Source organism: Shewanella sp. SM20 (assembly GCF_025654545.1).
Classification (GTDB): Bacteria; Pseudomonadota; Gammaproteobacteria; order Enterobacterales; family Shewanellaceae; genus Shewanella; species Shewanella oncorhynchi.
The window spans coordinates 1-21,779 of sequence record NZ_JAKKRK010000036.1; the positions used below are offsets into that span (position 1 = coordinate 1).

15 protein-coding genes, 3 pseudogenes and 1 riboswitch are annotated in these 21,779 nt (G+C 46.6%); of the genes and pseudogenes, 13 read left to right on the plus strand and 5 right to left on the minus strand.

What is annotated here, in order from left to right; all coding sequences use genetic code 11:
• Positions 1-232 (plus strand): annotated as a pseudogene (locus L5M18_RS15145) (IS4 family transposase); the annotation flags it as partial.
• A gap of 14 nt (positions 233-246) precedes the next feature.
• On the opposite strand, the pseudogene L5M18_RS15150 reads toward L5M18_RS15145, so the two are convergent.
• Both L5M18_RS15150 and L5M18_RS15155 read right to left on the minus strand, forming a co-directional pair.
• A pseudogene (locus tag L5M18_RS15150) lies at positions 247-477 on the minus strand (AraC family transcriptional regulator); the annotation flags it as partial.
• A gap of 408 nt (positions 478-885) precedes the next feature.
• Positions 886-3,048: a glycoside hydrolase family 97 protein gene (locus tag L5M18_RS15155; RefSeq protein ID WP_263197581.1), complete on the minus strand. Its 2,163-nt coding sequence runs from the start codon at positions 3,046-3,048 to the stop codon at positions 886-888.
• Between the two features lie 267 nt (positions 3,049-3,315).
• On the opposite strand from L5M18_RS15155, the pseudogene L5M18_RS15160 reads away from it, so the two are divergent.
• The 3 genes and pseudogenes from L5M18_RS15160 (at position 3,316) to L5M18_RS15170 (ending at position 5,652) form a co-directional block, all read left to right on the plus strand.
• Positions 3,316-4,096 (plus strand): annotated as a pseudogene (locus L5M18_RS15160) (tRNA (adenine(22)-N(1))-methyltransferase).
• A gap of 272 nt (positions 4,097-4,368) precedes the next feature.
• Positions 4,369-4,899, plus strand: a complete 531-nt coding sequence (locus tag L5M18_RS15165) for an NUDIX hydrolase (RefSeq protein ID WP_263197583.1) — start codon at positions 4,369-4,371, stop codon at positions 4,897-4,899.
• 144 nt (positions 4,900-5,043) lie between these two features.
• The gene (locus tag L5M18_RS15170; RefSeq protein ID WP_263197585.1) at positions 5,044-5,652 is read left to right on the plus strand and encodes a tRNA-uridine aminocarboxypropyltransferase; all 609 of its coding nucleotides are present in this window, start codon (positions 5,044-5,046) and stop codon (positions 5,650-5,652) included.
• A gap of 147 nt (positions 5,653-5,799) precedes the next feature.
• Here L5M18_RS15170 and trhA read toward each other — a convergent pair whose 3' ends face one another.
• Positions 5,800-6,483: a PAQR family membrane homeostasis protein TrhA gene (gene trhA, locus L5M18_RS15175; RefSeq protein ID WP_131524085.1), complete on the minus strand. Its 684-nt coding sequence runs from the start codon at positions 6,481-6,483 to the stop codon at positions 5,800-5,802.
• Between the two features lie 493 nt (positions 6,484-6,976).
• Between trhA and L5M18_RS15180 the strand changes: the two genes are divergently transcribed.
• The 9 genes from L5M18_RS15180 to L5M18_RS15220 all read left to right on the plus strand — a co-directional run bounded on the left by L5M18_RS15180 (position 6,977) and on the right by L5M18_RS15220 (position 18,410).
• On the plus strand, positions 6,977-8,359 hold the full coding sequence (locus L5M18_RS15180) for a hypothetical protein (RefSeq protein WP_263197586.1): 1,383 nt from the start codon (positions 6,977-6,979) through the stop codon (positions 8,357-8,359).
• A gap of 166 nt (positions 8,360-8,525) precedes the next feature.
• Positions 8,526-8,624: riboswitch (TPP riboswitch) on the plus strand.
• Positions 8,625-8,825: 201 nt separating this feature from the next.
• Positions 8,826-10,958 (plus strand): phosphomethylpyrimidine synthase ThiC, encoded by a 2,133-nt coding sequence (gene thiC, locus L5M18_RS15185; RefSeq protein WP_263197587.1) that lies wholly within the window; start codon positions 8,826-8,828, stop codon positions 10,956-10,958.
• Between the two features lie 2 nt (positions 10,959-10,960).
• Positions 10,961-12,871, plus strand: a complete 1,911-nt coding sequence (locus L5M18_RS15190; protein WP_263197588.1) for a bifunctional hydroxymethylpyrimidine kinase/phosphomethylpyrimidine kinase — start codon at positions 10,961-10,963, stop codon at positions 12,869-12,871.
• On the plus strand, positions 12,864-13,766 hold the full coding sequence (locus L5M18_RS15195) for a HesA/MoeB/ThiF family protein (RefSeq protein ID WP_263197590.1): 903 nt from the start codon (positions 12,864-12,866) through the stop codon (positions 13,764-13,766). The genes L5M18_RS15190 and L5M18_RS15195 overlap by 8 nt, the downstream gene beginning before the upstream one ends.
• 1 nt (position 13,767) lies before the next feature.
• Positions 13,768-13,971 carry a sulfur carrier protein ThiS gene (thiS, locus tag L5M18_RS15200; RefSeq protein ID WP_014610604.1) on the plus strand — a complete coding sequence of 68 codons (204 nt, stop codon included), beginning with the start codon at positions 13,768-13,770 and terminating at the stop codon, positions 13,969-13,971.
• A gap of 1 nt (position 13,972) precedes the next feature.
• Positions 13,973-14,737 (plus strand): thiazole synthase, encoded by a 765-nt coding sequence (locus tag L5M18_RS15205; RefSeq protein WP_263197592.1) that lies wholly within the window; start codon positions 13,973-13,975, stop codon positions 14,735-14,737.
• Positions 14,734-15,849, plus strand: a complete 1,116-nt coding sequence (gene thiH, locus L5M18_RS15210; RefSeq protein WP_263197593.1) for a 2-iminoacetate synthase ThiH — start codon at positions 14,734-14,736, stop codon at positions 15,847-15,849. Before L5M18_RS15205 ends, thiH begins: the two co-directional genes overlap by 4 nt.
• Positions 15,850-15,951: 102 nt before the next feature.
• The gene (locus L5M18_RS15215; RefSeq protein WP_105252574.1) at positions 15,952-16,215 is read left to right on the plus strand and encodes a chemotaxis protein; all 264 of its coding nucleotides are present in this window, start codon (positions 15,952-15,954) and stop codon (positions 16,213-16,215) included.
• Positions 16,216-16,220: 5 nt separating this feature from the next.
• On the plus strand, positions 16,221-18,410 hold the full coding sequence (locus L5M18_RS15220; RefSeq protein WP_263197594.1) for a putative metalloprotease CJM1_0395 family protein: 2,190 nt from the start codon (positions 16,221-16,223) through the stop codon (positions 18,408-18,410).
• A gap of 147 nt (positions 18,411-18,557) precedes the next feature.
• On the opposite strand, the gene L5M18_RS15225 is transcribed toward L5M18_RS15220, so the two are convergent.
• A complete protein-coding gene (locus L5M18_RS15225; protein ID WP_263197596.1) occupies positions 18,558-19,466 on the minus strand; it encodes a LysR family transcriptional regulator in 909 nt (302 codons plus the stop codon).
• Positions 19,467-19,669: 203 nt separating this feature from the next.
• A complete protein-coding gene (locus L5M18_RS15230) occupies positions 19,670-21,529 on the minus strand; it encodes a M3 family metallopeptidase (RefSeq protein WP_263197597.1) in 1,860 nt (619 codons plus the stop codon).
• Between the last annotated feature and the right edge of the window lie 250 nt (positions 21,530-21,779).

Sequence of the window (21,779 nt, forward strand, 5' to 3'; positions counted from 1 at the left end):
GATGGTTCAATGCCTGTTGTGGCTAGTTGGTTTACACGCACAGCAACAGGGCTGGGATAAGCATTTTCAGGCCAATACCATTGGGCATCGAACGGTACTCTCAACGATTCGCTTGGGATTGGAGGTACTCAGGCGGCCTGATTATCAAATCACGGAGAAAGAATTGCTGGCGGCCTGGGTATTATTCGCCAATCAGTTGCTCAAATATGGCTATGCTATGGCTGATTTATGAGGGGATCCTTCAGCACTGAGTGTTTGAGTTGGGAAATAGAAATGCAGGCTAGTGCCGCCGTCTGGATAAAATGTCTGTTCAATGCTCTGCGGTAAATTAATCGCAACGCGCAAATGAAGCACCCAAGGGCGAAGTGGCGCTAAGGGTTGGAAATGGCTAAAGCCTAAGTGCGCGAGTTCAGTTTCGAAACGTTTAAAGCTGCGCATTTCTAATAAATTTGCCCGATATCGCAAGCTGAGCACCATAAGCAAGTAAAGGAAGGTCAGATTAATCTAACGGAGGCATTTTTGCACCTGTGTTGGTTGTACGCATTTGCCTTGGGCTGGATTGAACAGTCTGTGGTGTTGGCTAGTTTGCGAGGGTATTTAAAGCCTGTGTATTCGGTTCATGCTGATTTGTCGGCCTAGGCACGAACTGAATTTACGCCAACATCAGTTAAGATGCTTCGAGGAGGATTAACTTTTACGTTTTGTATTGGGATAAATAGGTCCTATCTGGCAATAAAAAGTCACCAAGGACAAGGTACATCCTTGGTGACTTTCTGTTGTTTACTCTGTATTTTTACACTCGCTCAAACACTCAGTTAACGCGCTAACGTTAACATGCTGAATTTAAAGAGTTAAACCTAAAATTCTGAATTTAAAGTACTAAACCTAAAGCACTTTGAACCTTATTGCCGTGCCGCCACTGCTGGCGAGTGCGAGGTTTAGGCTATCTTTAGCACTCACCTCTTTTGTTTCTATCACATAATCATAGGGGTTGGTTTTCCAATCGGCTTTTGCGCCATCGCGGTAAATTTGTGCTTGATAACGTTTATTCGGGGAGAGGAAATCCAGTTTGACCGTGACCTTGCGTGCGGTTTCATCCGTGAGTGCGCCTAAGTACCAATCACCTTGATCCTTCGCTTGGCGAGCAAAGACCACATAGTCACCGACTTCACCGGCCAGCGCGACACTTTGATACCAATCTGTGGGCACATCGCGGATAAATTGGAAGGCATCTAAGTGCTTTTCATAATTGCGCGGCAGATCCGCTGCCATTTGGATTGGGCTATAGAGCACAACGTACAAGGCGAGCTGTTTGGTCAATGTGGTTTGCACACGATTTTCAGCATCCAACCCCTTGGGCGCTAAGTCAAAAATTCCCGGGGTAAAGTCCATTGGACCCGCAAGCATGCGGGTAAAGGGTAACATGGCCGTGTGTTCAGGGCTGTTTGGTGGGCTACCCCAAGCATTATACTCTTGGCCGCGGGCACCTTCGCGGGAGATCCAGTTCGGATAGGTTCGGCGCAGGCCTGTGTCTTTAATCGGCTCGTGGGTATTGATACTGATATGGTGTTTCGCTGCTTCAGTGACATTGTGCAAATACTCACCGACCATAAACTGGCCGTCGTGCCACTCGTGACGGGTAATGCCTTTGTCATCGATGCGCTTGATTTGGCCACCATCGGCGACATAGCCTGTCTTGACTTGAGTAACACCGTGCTGCTCATACAGGGCGAAGGCATCTGCCATTTGCTCGCGATAATGCGTGACTGAACCCGCTGTTTCATGGTGGCCGATTAAACGTACATTTTGTTTTGCTCCGTATGCTGTGATGGCGGGCAGATCGAAATCAGCATAGGCCTTAGTAAAGCTAAATTGGTCGCCGTTGTGGAACCAGTCGCCATCCCAACCTTCATTCCAACCTTCTACCAGTACGCCATCAAACTGATATTTAGCGGCAAAATCCATATAACGCTTTGTTTCACTGGTGGTGGCGCCGTGGGTTGGGCCCGAGCCCCAGGTATTTTCGTTTAAGTGCATTCCCCACCAAATACCGACGTATTTCCCTGGTTTTACCCAAGTAACATCGCCGAGTTTATTGGGTTCATTGAGGTTTAGGATGAGGTGCGAATTGAGCAACCCAGTTGCTTTGTCGGCAATTTGAATGGTGCGCCACGGCGTATAAAAACCCACTTGGGTTTTGACGCGAATACCGTCGGACCAAGGCGTGAGATCGGCCTTAAGTTTGCCATCGCGCTGTTGATCTAAGGTCATGGCGGCAAAGTCCACCAAGGCGGCTTCGTGGATACTTAAGTGCGTACCGTCTGCGAGTTTAAAGGTGAATGGGGTATGGGCTCTATCGACGTCTTTAAGCGCTGTGGTGCGATATAAATATTCGTAGCGATTCCAGCCGCGGGCAGGGATCCACCATGCTGTGGCTTTATCGCTCTTGCCGACATTGAACTCGGTTAACTCGTCAGTGATGGATAGCGGCGAATTGGCGGGCAGGGCTGCTTGTTGGGCTAAGTGATAGCGAAAGCCAATCCCATCGTCAAAGGCTTTAAATTCGATTTCGAGTTGCACCTTGCCATTACTTAATACAGCAGTCAGTTGATTGTGTTGATCGCGGATCCATTCCTGTTCGCCCCAAGGTTGTTGCCACTTTTCATCGGCACTTTGTTTATCGCTGCTTTTTATCTGTAATCCTTGACCGAGTTCGCCAAGGGATTGAAAAACTAAGCCTAAGCGGCTCGGTTCTATGACTGTCTTGCCGTGAAAATCGATTTTATATTCGGGGCGGCCAGTATCATCACTCAAGCTGATTTGAATTTGTTGGTTGGGTGAGCTGACGATAACGGTTTTGGCAAATACGTTGGCACTAAAAAGACTCGTGACCGCAAGGGCGATAGCTGTAGGGCTTAATAGCGCTTGCGATAGCTTTTGTCGCGATGAGCACTGGCGAGTGTGGCTGTTTGTTAAGTGGCAGTCTGTTACGTGACGGGCAGTTAAGTCGCTGCGAGTGAACTGAATAGGGTTGGTCTTGATGAACATTCCTTGATCCTTGTTTTTATAATGAATGTGACTCACAGCATACTAGTGGCGATGGCTTTTTAACCGCAACGGCCTGCATACGTATTCACCACATTAAGGCGTGGCGTGACAGACGTGACGAGAAGCATTGCGAGGGCACGAACAAAAGATGTGGTTTGCTTTTGACTCGGGTAAACTGCGCGCTTTCTTTTTGCTTAAAAATGCAATTTAGCGTGGGATTTACAGTGGGATTTACAGTATTTGGAGCCGCAGTAGTAAGGTCAAACCGTGAAAATTAGCCAACGTTTACAACAGATAAACAGCATGATCACAGGTTATTACGATCATATTTGGGATTGCTGCTGCGATCATGGTTTGCTTGGTATGCTGTTGCTAGAAAGGAGCGCTGCCCGCCACGTACATTTTGTTGATTGTGTCCCTTCGCTAATGCAGGCGCTTGAACTGCGTTTACAACGTTTCTTTCCCGCTGACATATCAGGCCTTAATCCACACTTAGATCCAAACTTAAACCCAGACATAGACCCCAATTTAAGTCGTCATAGTCAGTGGCAAGTGCATTGCCTTGATGTCGCGACTTTACCGCTCGCGCAAACCAGTGACAATGATAAACAGTTGATTATCATCGCTGGCGTGGGTGGTGAATTGCTGGTGGAATTAGTGCGGGCAATTCTAGCCAAACACCCACTGCGGCCCCTCGAATTTATTTTGTGTCCCGTGCATCATAATTACTATGTCAGGCAATCACTTTCGGCCTTAGGGCTAGGGCTTAAGTCGGAACACTTATTGGAAGAGAATCAACGTTTCTACGAAATCCTCCATGTCAGTACAATCGCTGCTCCAAATGGTCTATCTATCACTGCTACGGGGTCGTTAATGTGGCAGACATTAGATGAAGCAAACCTGCCGCGAGCACAACGCTACCTGTCGCAGCTGATTGGCCATTACCAACGCATGCCGGCGCACAAGCAAACTCCTGAAATTATTCACGCCTATCAGCAGCAATTGGCCCAGCTCTTGAGTGAGTATGAGTGAGCTTGAATGTTCTTGAGCATTTTTGCCGCTTGGGGATTACGCTGAGAACTAAGATGAGAACCAAAGATGAGGATCAGGCGAAAGAGATGATGCATCGCGATCTCGTTGTTAATATTATGGGCAAAACGATTTTAGCATAAACCGTTAACAATCAATCTTGTAATCGTTAAAATCTATTAATCACTCGGACTGGACTGAGTGTGATTATTGCCTCTGTGGCAGTTTTTGATCTGCATTTGGTGCATTTTCGTTTATGCTGCGACTCCTTTTCGGCAAATGGCTACGACGATGCGTTTATTGAGAACCACCCAAGATCCTGCGGTTAACCTACAGACGGCCCGCGTTTTTTATCGCAGAGCTGCCCGCGCGATAGTGTTATCGGGTGAAGATATTTTGCTACTTTATACCCAAAAATACCGCGACTATAGCTTACCCGGCGGCGGAATTGACGATGGCGAGAGTCTTGAAGATGGACTGATCCGCGAGCTACAGGAAGAAACCGGTGCCTTAGACATTCAAGTGTTAGCGCCCTTTGGTCGCTATGAAGAGTTTCGACCTTGGTACCGTGAGGGGGCGAACGCGGTGCACATGGAGTCATTCTGTTATGTGTGCCGTATCGACACCACCTTGGGCGAGCGTGGTTTAGGTGAGACTCGATTAGAAGCCCACGAGATTAAAAATGGCATGCGACCTCAATGGCTCAATATTCATCAAGCAATCGCCCATAATGAAGATATTCAGCGTAATCATCCCCATAAAGGCCAATCAATAGAGCGTGAAACTTTTTTGCTAAAAAAGATAGTGTTGGAATTTTTTTAAGTTTTATCATTTTAAATCATAACTTTAAACTATGATTTTATTTCATGTCAAACTTAGTTTTCTTGGTTTATTGGCGATTGAACGCCGTTATTTTAACCTGATTTTTTAAGTGGATGTGCTTCGAGTCTGTGCCTGACTCAGTGGATGTTTAAGACAATTTCTCATTCTTTTGCCGCAGCAAGGAAGACAATGCAGATTATTTTATTGACCCACGAACGTGAGTTAACTCGCAAAACGAATACTGGCCAACTTGCGTTAGCCGCATTCCCTGAAGAGGTGAAAAGCATCATCTGGTCGAGAACGGCACCTGATAACGATTTAGTGGCAATGCTCGCATCCCAGCAAGCCAAGCTGTTGTTTCCTGCAAGTGATACTGAGTTTGCTATGCCCACTGATATTAACCCCTTAGAGACGAATTTAGCTGAGCCAGCGCTCTCGAACGCACAAGCCTTGTTAGTGCCTGCGCAATCTACAGTCATAGCAGCACAACGAATGCCGAACCAAGTGGTGATTTTAGATGCGACTTGGCAGGAGGCGCGTAAGATGCTGCGCCAGAGCCCCTATCTTAAAACGGCTGCACGAGTCAGTTTGCCGCCACTTATGCCTGAATCCGCCTTTATATTGCGGCGTAATCAGCAAGAAGGGGGCTTGTGTACCGCAGAATGTATTATTGCGCTTTGGCGGCACTGTGGCAGAGCAGAACAAGCGACGGTATTAGCGTCGCTGTTTACTGAATTGAATAGCCGTACTTGATTGCGATGTTCGAGAGAACGTTTGAGGAAGTGCATGAATAGATAATTAACGACTTTTAGCTTTGACCCATAGATAAATCACCATCTGTTAAGTCATAGTCATTTAAATCAGAGCCAGTTAAATCACCATCAGTTAAATCATAATCATTTAAATAACAGTCAGATATATACACAGAAAGTGGCTCATGGCACCGCCGAGCACAAATAAATGCCAAATGGCATGGTTGAATGGAATGCGTTTACCGACGTAGAACACCACTCCTAAGGTGTAAAATAACCCGCCTAAGATTAATAGATTAAAGCCTACCTCTGACATCGCCGCCGTTAAATCGCCCATCACAGTGACACATAGCCAACCCATAGCGAGATACAAGACTAAGCTTAACTTTTTGAATTTGTGAATAAACAGTGTCTTAAATAGGATCCCACCAATTGCAAGCGACCAAATGGCCGTTAAAATCACTATCGACTGCGTGCCTTGTAAGCTTATCAGCATCAAAGGTGTGTAAGTCCCTGCAATTAAACAGTAAATAGCGCAGTGATCGGCGATCTTCAGTTTATGTTTCCAGCCTGAATGGCTAACGCTGTGATATAACGTCGAGCATAGGAAAAGCACTATGATGCTCGCACCATAAATGGTTACGCCCGTAAGTTGAATTGGCGTTAGGTGATCTTGACCTTTAAGCAGCATGAGGACCAATGCCACAATCCCCGCAATGACACCTAGGCCATGGGATACACTGTTAGCGATCTCTTCTTTGATACTATATGGTCCAGATTTTACCAGGTTTTTAACTGTGTTTGGCTGTTCGGTAACACTTTGACTCGACATGGTAGATACACACTCGTAAACGATAATGACTGAGTCTATCAGTTAGAAAAATAAATCACCATATTTAAGCGTACACTTGTAAGCTTAAATTTATGGTTGGCTTCTATTTTTCATCTTTTAGATTTTTAACGCCGTCTTGCACTCCCATCAGTGCATCGCATTGATGATGCTACTCGCTTCAAGACGTGAGATTTAACATTCAATTTAGCGCGATTGTGATCTCAATTCCCAGCCTTATTTGTCTCAATTGACAAGTGTCTTATCAAGCATTGGCGTAAGCACTGCGCTTGTCGCGTGTTGTATTCGCGTTGAACTTTACCCTGTTTGCCTCCTCTAATCTGCGTTGGGCACTCGCAAGTAAATGCAATCATTGGATAATTTGCTTTCAATATTCAGCAACTCGATATTGGATTGATATTGGATTTGAGTGTAATCGTTCCACGTTAAGCATCATTGAAATCAATGGATACTATACAAAACCTAAGGATGGATTTTGCCTTTTCAACATCAACCCAAGGCCGCGCATTTATTGACAGCATCTCCTACAGCGATAGCGATTGGAGATGATGTCGATAGTGCTTTGCTGATTTCGGTCACATCGCCAGAAGGTGAGACTTTTATCGCCTTTGATCATCAGCTCGGTGAACTGGATGCTGCTCAAACGCCTGTTTTTACCACTAATGCGGAGCCATTAGCGTTCAATAGCGGTGCAGGCTTTTTAGTCACTGAGCATGACACCCAAGCTATAGACCAAGAGCAAGCCCAAGATTTGGTACTGCAAGAAATCCGTGCTGAAAATCAAGATCAAGATAAATTGGTTTCTGAATCTGAATCTGAATCTGAATCCAAACCTGAACTGTCTAGGACGATACAAACTAGTGCTCAGGGATTGGGTACGGGATCAGTTTTGCGTGCTCGTCAGCCGTATATCAAAGAATTAAGTCTGTTATTTTTTGTGTTCTTAGTGCATGCGTGTTTATTTTTACTTATCTGCATGTTGTGGCGCCCGCAGTTAAATCCCTTTGGATTGAAGGAAATAGAAAGCCGTGGTCCTAAAGTGACAGCGATCAAGGCTTACTTTATTTATGCTCCCGCGGTAGAGAAAGCCGAAACCTCGGAGTCCAAAACTGAGATCAAGGCCGAGGATAAGACTGAAGCGACAAGTTCTGTTACGCCTACAATTGTTCCCACACCTCAAACTCAAGTGAAGCCTCTGCCAATACTTGAAAAGGTCATGCCTGAAACAATAGCACCCGAAAAGGCCGTCTCTGAAAAAGTAGAGTCGGAAAAAGTGAACCCAGATACGGTTAAACCGAACATCACTCAATCGAGCCAATCTCAATCAAAGAAAACTCAATCAATTGCCCCAAGTGATGAACAACCCACTGAAACGATGGCAACAAAACCAACGAATACGTTGGATACCTCAGAATTAAAGCCGCAGCTTGGCGCTAAGAGCTCGCCTGCAGCAGAAGGTGAGAGCACAATAGCGACAAGCTCAAGCATGAGTTTATTCACGCAGCAATATTTTGAACGTCAGCGCGAGCAAGCGCTCGATGATCTCGTCATTGAACAGGCCGATAAGTTCACCCGGAAATCGAATATGAGTGAAATGAGCCCAGAGATGGAGGTGCTATTTGTCCCTAATGCTGATGATTTCGGTGGCACAACGAGTCTAGATTTACCCTTAGACCCAAATCGTATTGTGCGTAAAGGGGATACTTGTTATCGCGTGGTACAAGTCGGCACTCAAGTTAATCCTTACGCCGAAAATTTAGGCTTCTCATTTGACTGCAGTGGCAAAAAAATCAATCAAGCTATTGATGATGCCATTCAATCTCAATTAAATAAAATGATGCTCAAACCCCATAAATAGTGACTTTCTTTTATGATCTATTTTCATGCTAGTTATAACTTTTTAGTTTTATTTAATTTAATCAATTAAAAACAATGAATTATGAATCTTTATTTTGGATTGGTAGTTAAGGTTTTTAATTGCTTTTTTCCTTGTTTGTTGCTGCCGCTTCTGTCTATACTGCGCACTCATCTTGTCGGAGTGCCTCTTGGCTGAGACCGTTTATTCGGGATCCGTTGAACCTGATCAGGTTAAAACCTGCGAAGGAAACAAGCGTAATAACACATATTAAATCGCCAAAATAGACGGCTTGAACACCTGTTAACTCAGCAGTGTTTTAAGCCTTAATGTTGAGATTTAATTGTTATTGAGCAGGGTAACTCAATTTTTGAAGCCAGTGTTGGCCACAAAAATTGATTGCCATGCCCAGCTATCAACAACTCAATTCTCCAGACAAGCAACTCCATTTTTTAACGTGAGATTGCTTATGTCCAGTTCAAACCCAGCTGTAGCTGCCAATGCTATAGAAATCACAGCGCCAGAATCGACAATCCCTAATAAATCGACAGTGGCTAATAAATCGGCTGAGTCTAGTCAATCAATCGTGCCTAAGGCGCCGAGTCGCCGCGAAACCCGTGCGCAGGCCCAAGCCTTTATTGATACGTTAGCGCCACTGCAACATCCTAATTCACAAAAGATTTACCTCGAAGGCTCTAGTGCCGATATTCGCGTTGGCATGCGACAAATTATGCAGACGGATACGCTGGTGGGCGGTACAGATGATGCGCCTATCATGGAAAAAAATCCGCCAATCCGCGTGTATGATTGCGCCGGACCTTATTCCGATCCTGAGGCCGACATCAATGTGCGCCTCGGCCTTGGTAAATTAAGACAAAACTGGATCCTAGCCCGCAACGATACAGAGCAATTACCCTGCGCTACATCGGATTTTACCCAACAAAGGCTCGCCGATGACGGTTTAGACCATCTGCGTTTTGAGGCAGGTTCGAGTGCGATTGTCCGCCCACGCAGAGCGCTGCAGGGCAAACGCGTCAGTCAATTACACTATGCCCGTCAAGGGATTATCACTCCCGAAATGGAATATGTGGCGATCCGTGAGAATATGGCACTTGCGCAAGTACAGGATGAAATCCTCAATCGTAAAGCCAAGGGCGAAGCCTTTGGTGCCTTAGTTGGTGAACCGATTACCGCCGAATTTGTCCGCGCCGAAGTTGCCCGTGGCCGCGCGATAATTCCGCTGAATATTAACCATCCCGAAGCCGAACCTATGATCATCGGGCGTAACTTTCTGGTGAAAGTGAATGCCAATATTGGTAATTCTGCGGTGACCTCTTCCATCGAGGAAGAAGTGGAAAAGCTCGTTTGGTCTACCCGTTGGGGCGCAGATACTGTCATGGATTTATCCACGGGTCGTTATATTCACGAGACCCGTGAGTGGATCATCCGTAACTCACCGGTGCCCATCGGCACTGTGCCGATTTATCAAGCGCTGGAGAAAGTGAACGGCGTGGCAGAGGATTTAACCTGGGAAGTGTTCCGCGATACCTTGATTGAACAATCTGAGCAAGGTGTTGATTACTTTACGATTCATGCTGGTGTACTGCTACGTTATGTGCCGATGACGGCTAAACGCGTTACTGGGATCGTTTCCCGCGGCGGTTCAATCATGGCCAAATGGTGCTTGAGCCATCATAAGGAAAACTTCCTCTACAGCCATTTTCGTGAGATCTGTGAGCTTTGCGTTGCCTACGATGTATCCCTGTCTTTAGGTGATGGTATGCGTCCAGGCTCAATTGCCGACGCCAATGATGCCGCCCAGTTTGCAGAGCTTGAAACCTTAGGTGAGCTAGTCAAAATCGCATGGGAATACGACGTACAAACCATTATCGAAGGGCCGGGACATATCCCGATGCAGCTCATTAAAGAGAACATGGACAAGCAGTTAGCTCACTGCGATGAAGCGCCGTTTTACACGCTTGGCCCGCAAATCACCGATATCGCCCCTGGGTATGATCATTTCACCTCCGGCATAGGCGCGGCCATGATCGCTTGGTACGGCTGCGCTATGTTGTGTTATGTCACGCCAAAAGAACACTTAGGATTACCGAATAAACAAGATGTTAAGCAAGGTTTGATTGCTTATAAGATTGCTGCCCACGCCGCCGATGTGGCCAAAGGTCATCCGAGTGCGCAAATTCGTGACAATGCGCTGGCAAAGGCGCGGTTCGAATTCCGCTGGGAAGATCAATATAATTTAGGACTCGATCCTGAAACCGCGCGTGCTTATCACGATGAATCTTTACCGCAGGAATCCGCTAAAGTCGCGCATTTTTGCTCTATGTGCGGCCCTAAATTTTGTTCGATGAAAATCACCCAAGATGTACGTGCCTATGCCGCTGGCTTAGAGGCGGCACAAGCGAAAGCGGAGCAAGTTGAAGCGGCTGCCCAAGCCATGCAAGTCACAATCAAGACGCCGCAGGAGTTGGAAGCGGCAATGGCGCTAAAATCGGCAGAATTTACCGCCTCGGGCGCCGAGCTTTATCAGGTGATAGACAAGCAGGTAAAAGACAAGCTTGTCGCCGAAGCTGAGGAAGCCTAATTATGCTGGGTATTCATGGGGATAATGCGTCCATGAATACCGCTCGCCCCGCGATTGTTTGGACTATAGCCGGTTCAGACAGTGGCGGTGGTGCCGGTATTCAGGCGGACTTAGCGACAATTCAAGATTTAGGGTGTCACGGTTGCAGCGTGATCACCACAGTGACGGCGCAAAGCTCAGTGGCGGTCACTTTAGTCGAACCCGTATCGGCGGCGATGTTAATGGCGCAGCTGACGACTTTACTTTCCGATTTGCCGCCCAAAGCGATTAAAATCGGTTTACTGGCGGATCAATCTCAAGTCGCATTATTGGCAGATTGGCTGGCGAGTTTTAAAAGCCACTATCCAACCGTGCCTGTGATTGTCGATCCTGTGATGGTCGCCAGTTGTGGCGATGCATTAGCAGTAGATAACTGTCAGGATATAAAAAATACGGCCAAATCAGCCTTAGATTTTAATCCTTTCAAAGGCTTAATCGAACTTATCACGCCCAATGTGCTTGAACTTGGGCGGTTAACTCACAGTGATGTTTCAACGAAAGCACAATTCGCTGCTGCAGCACAGGCTTTATCCCAGAGTTTAGATTGCAGTGTGCTCGCTAAAGGGGGCGATGTGAGTGGTAGCACTGATATTCTTGATGATACTCATGCTAAAACTCACGATAACACTCATGCTCAAACTCAGGCTAACGTTAATGTTAGCACTCTCGATAGCAACGGCTGGGATCATGGGCTTGCTGAGGATTATCTGGTTTGCCATCAAGTACGCGCTAGCTCTGAGCTGCATCAAAATGGGCGTTTCTGGTTGGCAAGCCCGCGGGTTAATACTCGTCATAACCATGGTAGCGGCTGTACTTTGTCATCGGCCATTGCCGCCGTGTTAGCGCAGGGTTTTGTATTGCAAGATGCGGTGGTTGTTGCAAAAGCCTATGTGAGTCAAGGCTTAAGCTCGGCGATTGGTTTAGGGCAAGGTCCAGGGCCGTTGGCCCGCACGGGGTGGCCCAATGACTTGTCCCGCTATGCAAAGATAAGGCTGTGTGATGGTATTGACATTGACCAAGACAGCCATGCTGGTCATGACTTACCCGAAGCGGTTCTGGTGAATACAACCTCGACGCCAGCTCAAAATATTTTATCCCACGGTTTTAAAGTGCTCGATGCCGATCTTGGTGTTTATCCCGTGGTGAGTGATTTAACCATGTTGGAGAGTTTGTTAGTTGCCGGCGTTAAAACCGTGCAGTTACGGATAAAAACCGATTCAAGCGAGTCAACTGCTGCAGTGTTAGCCGAATCTGATTCAGGTAAGTCAGCGCTAGGTAGATGTGAGTCAGGCAAATCTAAGTCAGGCGAACCTGAGTTAATTGGCTCTGAATTAGAGGCAAAAATTCAAACGGCTATTGCCTTAGGCAAGCATTTTAATGCGCAGCTTTTTATCAATGATCACTGGCAGTTAGCGATAAAATACCATGCCTTTGGGGTACATTTAGGCCAAGAAGATCTCGCCGTTACCGACTTAGCGGCCATTCAAGCCGCTGGACTCGCGTTAGGTCTATCCAGCCACAGTTATTTCGAGTTGCTATTGGCGCATCAATACTCGCCATCCTACATAGCGCTTGGGCATATATTCCCAACCACGACGAAGCAAATGCCTTCGGCGCCCCAAGGGCTCGCAAAACTTAAGCACTATGTGGCGTTACTCCAAGACCATTATCCCTTGGTCGCCATTGGCGGCATCGACTTAGATAATCTGGCAAAGGTGAAAGCTACTGGGGTAGTCAATATTGCTGTGGTGCGCGCAATAACGAAAGCTAAGGATCCGTTAGCAGCGTTCGCAGAGCTGAGCCAAGCTTGGGAGCAATGTAGCTTGTCTGATGAACTGGCTGTAAAGCATGAGTTGGATGCAAAGCATGAGTGAAAAACCACCGCTTTCTCACGCAGAGGTTCTTTGCGACGGAACACAAAGCGCTCATACACTCAGTGATGCCAATTTCATCCGTTATTCTCGGCAAGTCTTATTGCCAGAGGTCGGTGAGGCAGGGCAATTGCAATTGGTCGACGCCAGCGTTGTTATTGTAGGGCTTGGCGGCTTAGGGCAATTGGCGGCGCAGTATCTGGCTTGTGCTGGCATTGGCAACTTGACCTTAATCGACATGGATAAGGTTGAAGTTTCGAATCTACCAAGACAATTGCTATTCAACGATGCTGATATTGGACTTAATAAGGCGCGAGTTGCCAAGAAAAAACTTAATCATTTAGCGCCGCAGTGCACTGTTACTGCCTATGAAACAGTATTTAGTGCTGAGACATCAGCTCATCACTTCGCTGAGGTTTTACAATTAAAACAACAGGGTAAAAGAGTACTTGTGCTTGACTGCACAGATAATTTTGCGACTCGCCAATCCATTAATCGCTGCTGTATCGAAGCTGCTTTACCTTTAGTCAGTGCATCAATAGCAGCATTTAGCGGTCAATTGTTTGCAGTCGACCAAATGCGGTTCCCCTCTGGTGGTTGTTATCACTGTATTTTCCCCGCACAGACGAGAGTGTCGCAGAGCTGTAGTACCCAAGGCGTACTCGGGCCGAGCGTGGGCGTGATGGCGTCAATGCAATCTTTGGTGGCCATGCAACTCTTGCTGAGTGTGAATAGCGGTGGTGATGAACCGAAAAATGCCTTGTTGGGGCGTTTTTGGCGCTTTGACGCTAAATCGCTTTCATGGACAGCGGCTGCATTAACGCGGGATCCCCATTGTGACGTGTGTTGTCCCAAAGGGGCTTATCTATCATCAAATAAAGATAGTCTTGAGGTTTGATATGATTTTAATTCACATAAACAATATCCCGCAGTCGTTATCTGAACCAACGTCACTCGAGGCTGTGATCCTCGCACAAAATATTGCCCTCGATTCGGTTGCTATCGTATTGAATGCTGAGGTCGTTCCGCGCAATCGCTGGCAATCTATTCTCTGCCAACATGAAGATAAATTAGAACTTTTTTCAGCAGTGGCGGGAGGCTAATATGTTAACGATTGCCGATGTGGAGTTTGAATCACGGTTATTTACCGGAACGGGAAAATTCAGCAATAGCCAAGTGATGCTTGAGGCGATAACGGCTTCAAAATCGCAGTTAGTGACAGTCGCGATGAAAAGAATTGATTTTAAAATGGGGCTTGATGATTTGCTCATGCCGTTACGTCAAGCGGGTGTACAGCTATTGCCTAACACTTCGGGGGCGAGAAACGCCAAGGAAGCGGTGTTTGCGGCTGAGCTTGCCCGTGAAATGCTGGGAACTCATTGGATTAAGCTCGAAATCCATCCAGACCCTAAGTACCTAATGCCCGATGCGATTGAAACCTTAGATGCGGCCAGAATCCTCTGTGAGAAAGGCTTTATCGTGATGCCCTATGTGCATGCCGATCCTGTGCTCTGTCGCCGCTTGGAAGAGGTGGGCTGCGCTGCGGTTATGCCACTGGCGAGTCCGATTGGCAGTAATCAAGGTTTAGTCACTGAAAGCTTTTTAAAAATCATCATAGAGCAGGCGCGGGTGCCAGTGGTGATCGATGCCGGCATTGGCGCACCTTCGCAGGCTGCGCGGGCAATGGAGCTGGGCGCCGATGCGGTGCTCGTCAACACGGCCATCGCCAGCAGCGCGTCGCCGAAAGTGATGGCCGAGTGCTTTAAGGAGGCGGTGCAATGCGGCAGACGGGCCTTTGAAGCAGGGCTTGGCCGAGTACAAACGGGCGCGGTACAGACCAGTCCTCTGACGGGATTTTTAAATCAATGAGTTTTGTAGCGGAATTTACCAACATCCCACGGGATAAACTGTTACTCGATTTGTATTCTTGCACAGCCCAAGATGTCGAGCGGGCGTTAGTGAGTCCAGCAGGGGATTTACGTTGCTTACTGGCCTTGTTATCACCTGCGGCTGAACCTTATATCGAAACCATGGCACAACATTCAGCGGCGCTTACGCGGCAGAGATTTGGCGCGAATCTGGGCATGTATTTACCGCTATACGTCTCAAATCTGTGCGCTAATGAATGTGATTACTGTGGTTTTAGCATGAGTAACAAACTCAAGCGCAAGACCTTGAATGAGCAGGAGTTGATGGCCGAGATGGTCATTATCAAAGATAGGGGGTTCGATTCTATTTTACTGGTGTCGGGTGAGCATGAAACTAAGGTCGGTATCGATTATTTTAAGCAAATGTTGCCATTGGTAAAGCAGCAATTTAGCCATGTGGCGATGGAGGTCCAACCCATGAGTGAGGACCATTATCGCCAGTTAGTCGCGCTAGGTTTAGATGCTGTGATGATTTATCAGGAGACCTATCAGCCCGAGACTTATGCTCGTCACCATTCCCGAGGTAAAAAAATGGATTTTGCCTATCGTTTAGCAACACCTGACAGAGTTGCGGCGGCGGGGGTCGATAAAATTGGTCTTGGGGTGTTACTGGGGCTGGATGATTGGCGTTTAGATGCGTTAATGATGGGATATCATATTGACTATTTAGAGCGTCGCTATTGGCGCACTCGCTTTAGTATTTCGCTGCCAAGGTTAAGGCCTTGTACTGGCGGGATCACCCCAAAAGTTATGCTATCGGATTTAGGTTTAGTACAAATGATTTGTGCATTTAGACTTTTTAATCATCAGCTTGATATCAGTATGTCGACAAGGGAAAGCCCTGAGCTGAGGGATAATCTTTTGCCACTTGGAATTACTCAAATCAGTGCGGGTAGTTCGACACAACCAGGGGGCTATCAAGCACCCGACAGTCAACTCGATCAATTTGAGATAAGCGATGATCGCAGCGTCGAGCAAGTCATCGAACAGATGCAAAGGCAGGGTTTTAATCCCGTATTTAAGGATTGGGAAGCCAATTGGATCACGGGATAAATAAGACCGTAAATAAATGGTGAGAATGCGGATAAAACCTGTACTTTTGCAGGTGATTGGTCAATAATTGACCCATTAATCACAGCGTGCAGGAATACCGTTATGCAAATCCAATCTGCTTATTCATCCGGTCTGCAAGGCTTGCAAAGTGCTCAATCTGGGCTCACTCAAGCAACAATAGATGTGGCTAAACCTACACCGACTCAAAGTGCGGCTCCGGCTGAATCTACAAGAGATGTTGCGCAGCCTGATAAAACCTCGGCGTTACTTACCGCTAATGAGTCATTAAGACAAGGGGAAGCGTCAACAGAAGTGATTGAAACTGATTCTGAAACGATAGGTTCGATCATTAATATTAAGGTGTAAATATCATGTCGGTTGTGGCGCTATCACCTAAGGTTGGAGCGCCATCCTCTTCATTTTCGGCACATGATAAGATGCTAAGCTCGAATCTAAGCCAGAGTCAAGCTAATAGCACTTATCAAGGAGCCAGCGCTCACACTGCAGGCTCCGCAAAAATTGAAGCGAGTGGTGTCCATGAACTACAGGTAACTGGAACTTCATTTGCTCCAGTTCAAGCCACGCCTATTACTTCATTAGCTGCTAACGTTTCCCAATATCTCCACTCATCACCGAATGTGTCTTTTGCTGCTTCTAGTGCTGTTTCATCAACTGCTGCATCTGTACTTCCTGTACTGAATGGTGCAAGCCAAGCACCCAAGATCGATCCTTTTTCCGTACCAACGCCAAGGAGCAATCCTCAGGTAAATACGTTAAATGATCGAGCTAGCTTACATGCCGATGCGAGTTTTAGTTTGTTAACAGGACCAAGATCCATTTCTGGTGTACGCGGGGGACAGATTGCGGCACCTATTTCTACTCAGGTATTTTCGCCAGTCGCGGGTACGAGTAATAGCGGACTTGGGGTAAATTCCTTGGCTACAATAAGTCCAAATCTCAGTGTAACGAGCAATATTCCCGTTGATATTTTTACGCCTCTGAGTCCATCAATTGGCACTACTGGTACTGATATTCCTGCTTTCAATCCATCTAGCACGGGTGATGTTTCTCCAATAATGCCTGATTTAGCTGCAGTGTTTGGACCACAAACTGTCTTTACTGGATCTGCGTTACTTGATCCCACTGCGTCCGATTCTGTAATCAACAGTGCTGTAAATAAGAGTATAGCAACGAGTGCAGGTCCTGTTGGTCAGTCAAACCCTGCGCAAGCCGTAGATCAATCAGCTAGCAATGATGTTGCTCAACCGACTGTGTTAGAGCAATTTACTCAAGTTTTCGGTGAAGCTCAGGCTCAAGCTGGTCCTGTAGATGCTCCTGCGACAGCGTCTAATCCAGATGATAGTCAACAAGTCTTAGCTGCTGTCTTTGCCCCAAATGATAATCAGCTTGAAAAGCAAGTACAGGAAGAAGAATCGCGGAAACAGCAAATAGCAGCAGCGGAAGAGGCAAAGCAGCAATCACTGGTTCAGCAGGCTCAGGAACAAGAGATACAAGCCCAAGAAAATGTACAGGCTCAACAGCAACAGCAAGTCGATGAACTTAAAACTCGAGATTCAGAGGTTAAAGCCCATGAGCATGCCCACGCAACCGTCGGAGGACAATACGCTCAGAGCCCGAGTTTTAAGTATGAAAAGGGTGCTGATGGCCAACGTTACGCCACCGATGGCGAAGTGCAGATTGATGTCTCTCCTGTGGGAGGCGACCCGCTTGCAACGATAAACAAAATGAAGCAAGTTTATGCCGCAGCAATGGCTCCTGTTGACCCGTCATCAGCGGATATCCGTGTTGCCGCGGAAGCCTTGCAAAAAATGAATGAAGCTAAGGTGATGCTGGCAGAGGAGCGACAAAAACAAATTGTTGACTTGCAAACGGCTCAAACATTAATAGACGCGGATGCTCAAATCAAAGAGTTGCCACCGTTAGAAAAACATACACCTGTGGTGACGGGAGATGTTGATGAGTCAGGTAATATTGTTCAGCCCCAAGAGGCTGTATTCACCCCAGCCTCTACTGCGCTTGATAAGCTAAAACAAGCGATCGAAGCGCAAACGGTCAACACGAGAGTCATTGATACGGGTTCGAAAACCTCTTCTGATATCAGTGACTCAGTCACTACATCGACCACAGTGGAAACGATTGAGCCACCGACCGCAACTTTAGCATTTGGAGAAGCTTCAACTTCAGCGGATTTAGCGACGGGTTTTATCTCAAGATCCGATAGTGTTGCAAGCCGTTATTATGCCGCGGTTGCACAAGCTAGTGCCGGACCTTCAGCTCGTGTCGATATGACGTCGCAAGCCAATATTCAGCCTTCTTATCTGGCATCTTCAAATGAGCTCCCTAGCAATTTGCAATCTACGGATGTTTTGTCCGCAAAAGATGTAAATGAGCAGTCTTCAAATATCAGTGCTAGCGCGAATATGAATGTGTCTTTGCAGAGCGAGTTATATGTGAAGGATGACCTTTTACAGGAGACGGGATTTATTCAGCCGCAATATTTGGGTGATCAACAAGCGCGCTATGTCGACTTTAGTGTGTAAGATTAGGCTTTAACTATTCCCATGATTCGCTGTTCATCATCTTTTTCGAAACAACTTCTCAGTACCACTAAGAACTAACCATTTAATCAGCAGTTAGCACTTATCGTTTTGCTCACTCGAATTGATAACTCGTTTGGTATCTTGCTGTTAATGACTATTCGTCGTTTCAATTCCATGCTGTTTTAAAATCAAGGAAGCAAGCAGTTTTGATGCAGGCCCTTGTTGATCCCTATTAGGGATAACTAAGCTCAACATGATGCGACGTTTTTGGCTACCCTCAAGATGTAAACGTACTAGATTACCCGAAGCCAATTCTTCTTGGACTAAGAAAGAGGGGATCCAACAGAAACCAATACCTTGATTTAAAATGACTTTAGCTTCATGGAAGTTAGAGACTGTCCAGCGCTGCTCAGCTTTGAGCCAGCCGATATCAATGTTGGATTGCACTCCAGTATCTTTAATCACTAACTGTAAATATTGTGCCAGTAGTTTATCGTCTTCAATTGTGCCTAAATCAGCGAGTGGATGATTTGGATGACAGACGAGGTAGAGTTCTTGTTCACATAAGGGTTCGGATAAATACCCTTTAGGCGGCACCCCTGCACAGATAGCAATATCGACTTTACTCTGCAGAATGAGCTCTTGAGTACCGGTGATCACTGAGTCCAGCATGATGATTCGAGTGCCACGACTGTGGGGCAGAAACGCATTGAGGGCACACACTAAGCTTTCCATCGGATAGATAATTTCACGGGCAATAGTGAGTGTCGGCTCCCACCCTTGTTCAAGATTACTCGCAAGTTGTTCTAACTCGTGGACGGCTTGGGTGACATGCCGTGAGCGGCGCAGCAGTACTTCGCCCTGCGGGGTGAGATAGGCTTTACGGCCTTTGACTTCGAGTAGCTCGATACCTAATTGATGCTGTAATTTGGCAACGGCATGGTTAAGTGACGATTGACTCTTGTTGAGTTTTTCGGCCGCTTGGGCATAGCCGCCAAAATCGACCACCGCTTGCAAAATACGCCATTGTTCTAAGGTAGATTTAGCTCGAGTCATTATAATCTCAAAAAAACGATAGATTGAGGCTTATAGTGGCCACTTCTTACGACTTTTTCAATTAAATATCATAGCGTCAGTCATTCCCACGACATATAGATAGTTATGTCGCGCTAAGTTATTGAGGGGATAGAGAGGTTAATCATGACGATTTTCAGTGTTTGCGCCCGAGCGAGTCACAAACACATCCTAAGCATTTACACTTAAAACGCACAAGAACCTATTGCGTCGAAAGCTTGGGTGTTGGAGCTGTCAGCATGTTCTGAAGCGGCGCTATTTGAGATCCTTTGGATCAGCGCAGCACTATCAACGGGGGCGCCAATGACCGCTTTTAATTGGTCACTGAAGCTTAAAGCGTCTTCATTGATGACTAATACATTGAATAATTTTAGTTTGTCTTGGCAGTTGAATGTGGATTGAGCTATCAGCCTGGCTAGCGATGCTTGCCAGAGTGATTGGTAGTAGAGCGGTCCTTCGTTGGCGATAGCATTGAAGCTATAAGGATAATCCTGTGTTTGTGGCCAGTCTTGGCCAAAGCTGGCATTAAACTCCGCACCGAGATCGGGGTAGACTTGTGCACTTGAGTTTTGGTAAAAGTTGACTGCAACCTTAGCGCGAAAGACTTTAAGCTGCTTCGAATAAGCTTTAGCCAGTGTTTCACGCTCCTGTAAATAGGTGTGCTCAAACTGCGGAAAGAGTTGATGGCGCAGTACTTCTGCTAACCAAAGACTCGCCACAAAATAGCTATCTTGACTCTGTCCCATGGCATTGTTGAGGTAGAAATGGCTCGCTTTAGCAAGGGAAGTGACAGCCTCTGCGATAGACTCGGTTAATTGCTCAATGTCTTTGTAGTTACTCAGCTGTGGCTTGAGATCTAAAGCTTGTTGTCCAAATTGCTGGCCGAGTACACTTTGACGCAATGTCTGCTGTTGACTACCTTGCTGTGGATTATGGTTGTAAGCCACATAGATTTCACCCAACAATCTTTGCTGGTGGTAGACCCTGACGATATGCGGCCGATTAGGAACGGTTGGTGTTTTCTCGGCGTTGGCGGTTGCTATGGTCTCAAACTGCAAACCAAACTCTTGCAGATAAGTAAAGCTGCGACTCAAGACGTCAGAGGTTTGCCATGTCGGCCCCTTGGCTGATGCTTGTTGTGACAGGGTTCGCCCAATATCCCAGGGAGCCACTTGCAGATCTTGGGTTTGGCTATCGAGAAAGGCTTTGACTAATTCAGGGGATGATAACTGCTGCGAACTAAGCACTAATGCGCTGTAATCGGTAAAGCCTGCAGCAGTGGAAGCTTGTTGGCGCTGCTCAGCAATTCGCTCTAATGCCGTTTGATTGGTTTCACTGGCTCTGGCTTGGTAGGCCTGCCATACATTTTTGCGACATACGGCGTTTTCTTGCGTCAGTAAGTAACTGGCGATAGTGCCAGAAAAGTCGCTCTGCTTTGAACTGTCGGGCTTCGGCTCGTCACTTTTATCCTCTTTTTTATGCAGATGATGTTGCTGAGTCACTTCAGGTTGGCATTGGCTGTCATTGAAGGCAAGACTAAATTGTTGACTGCCTAACCCTTGGCCTATGCTGGCTTGCGCTGTATGTAATTTCGCTTTCTCCTCGGCGCGCCAATGTTGTTGTAGCAATTGTTTAAGCTGTTGGCTCAGCAGTATTTGTTCTGCATTGCCTTGGGCTAAGGCGTAGGCGAGTTGGCTCAATTCAGTTTGGCTGAGAAGTTGCGACAGGGTGTCGGCGAGGTGTAGCTGGCATTGCAGTAGACCCTCGCGTTCCTCACTTGGTAAGTTAAACCCACGGTAATAGTTGAGCCTGTCGTTGATATTATTAAGCCCTAACATCTGTTGCTCAAAAATAAGCGCGCGCTGGGCCAAGGCTAATTCAGACGCAGTTAAACGCGCATTGGCGAACACAGTCGCAAGATCAATACTTGGCAAACGCAGGCATTGTTCAACTAAAAGGGGAACAGGGCTTGGCGCCGCATAGGCGGCATTCGTAACATAAAGGCTCAAGCCAAACAGGCTAACCAGTAAAGTGGGTTTTAACATGGGTTATGTGTTCTGCATCTGTGATGGAATGAGTTAACTTTGACTTAGTATCCAATTGAGTTAGCTTCAAGTCATTGTTATGCATGAAACCCTGTTCTGTTCTGGATGTCAACGATAAGGGGGGGAGTCGCAAATGTATTGCTATTCAAGGAAGGAGTTACACTAAGCTGCTGAACACTTACATATTCCAGATTAACTAGATGAATGGTGATCTTTCGGCTTTTGATATCAGCCATTACCAACTCAAACC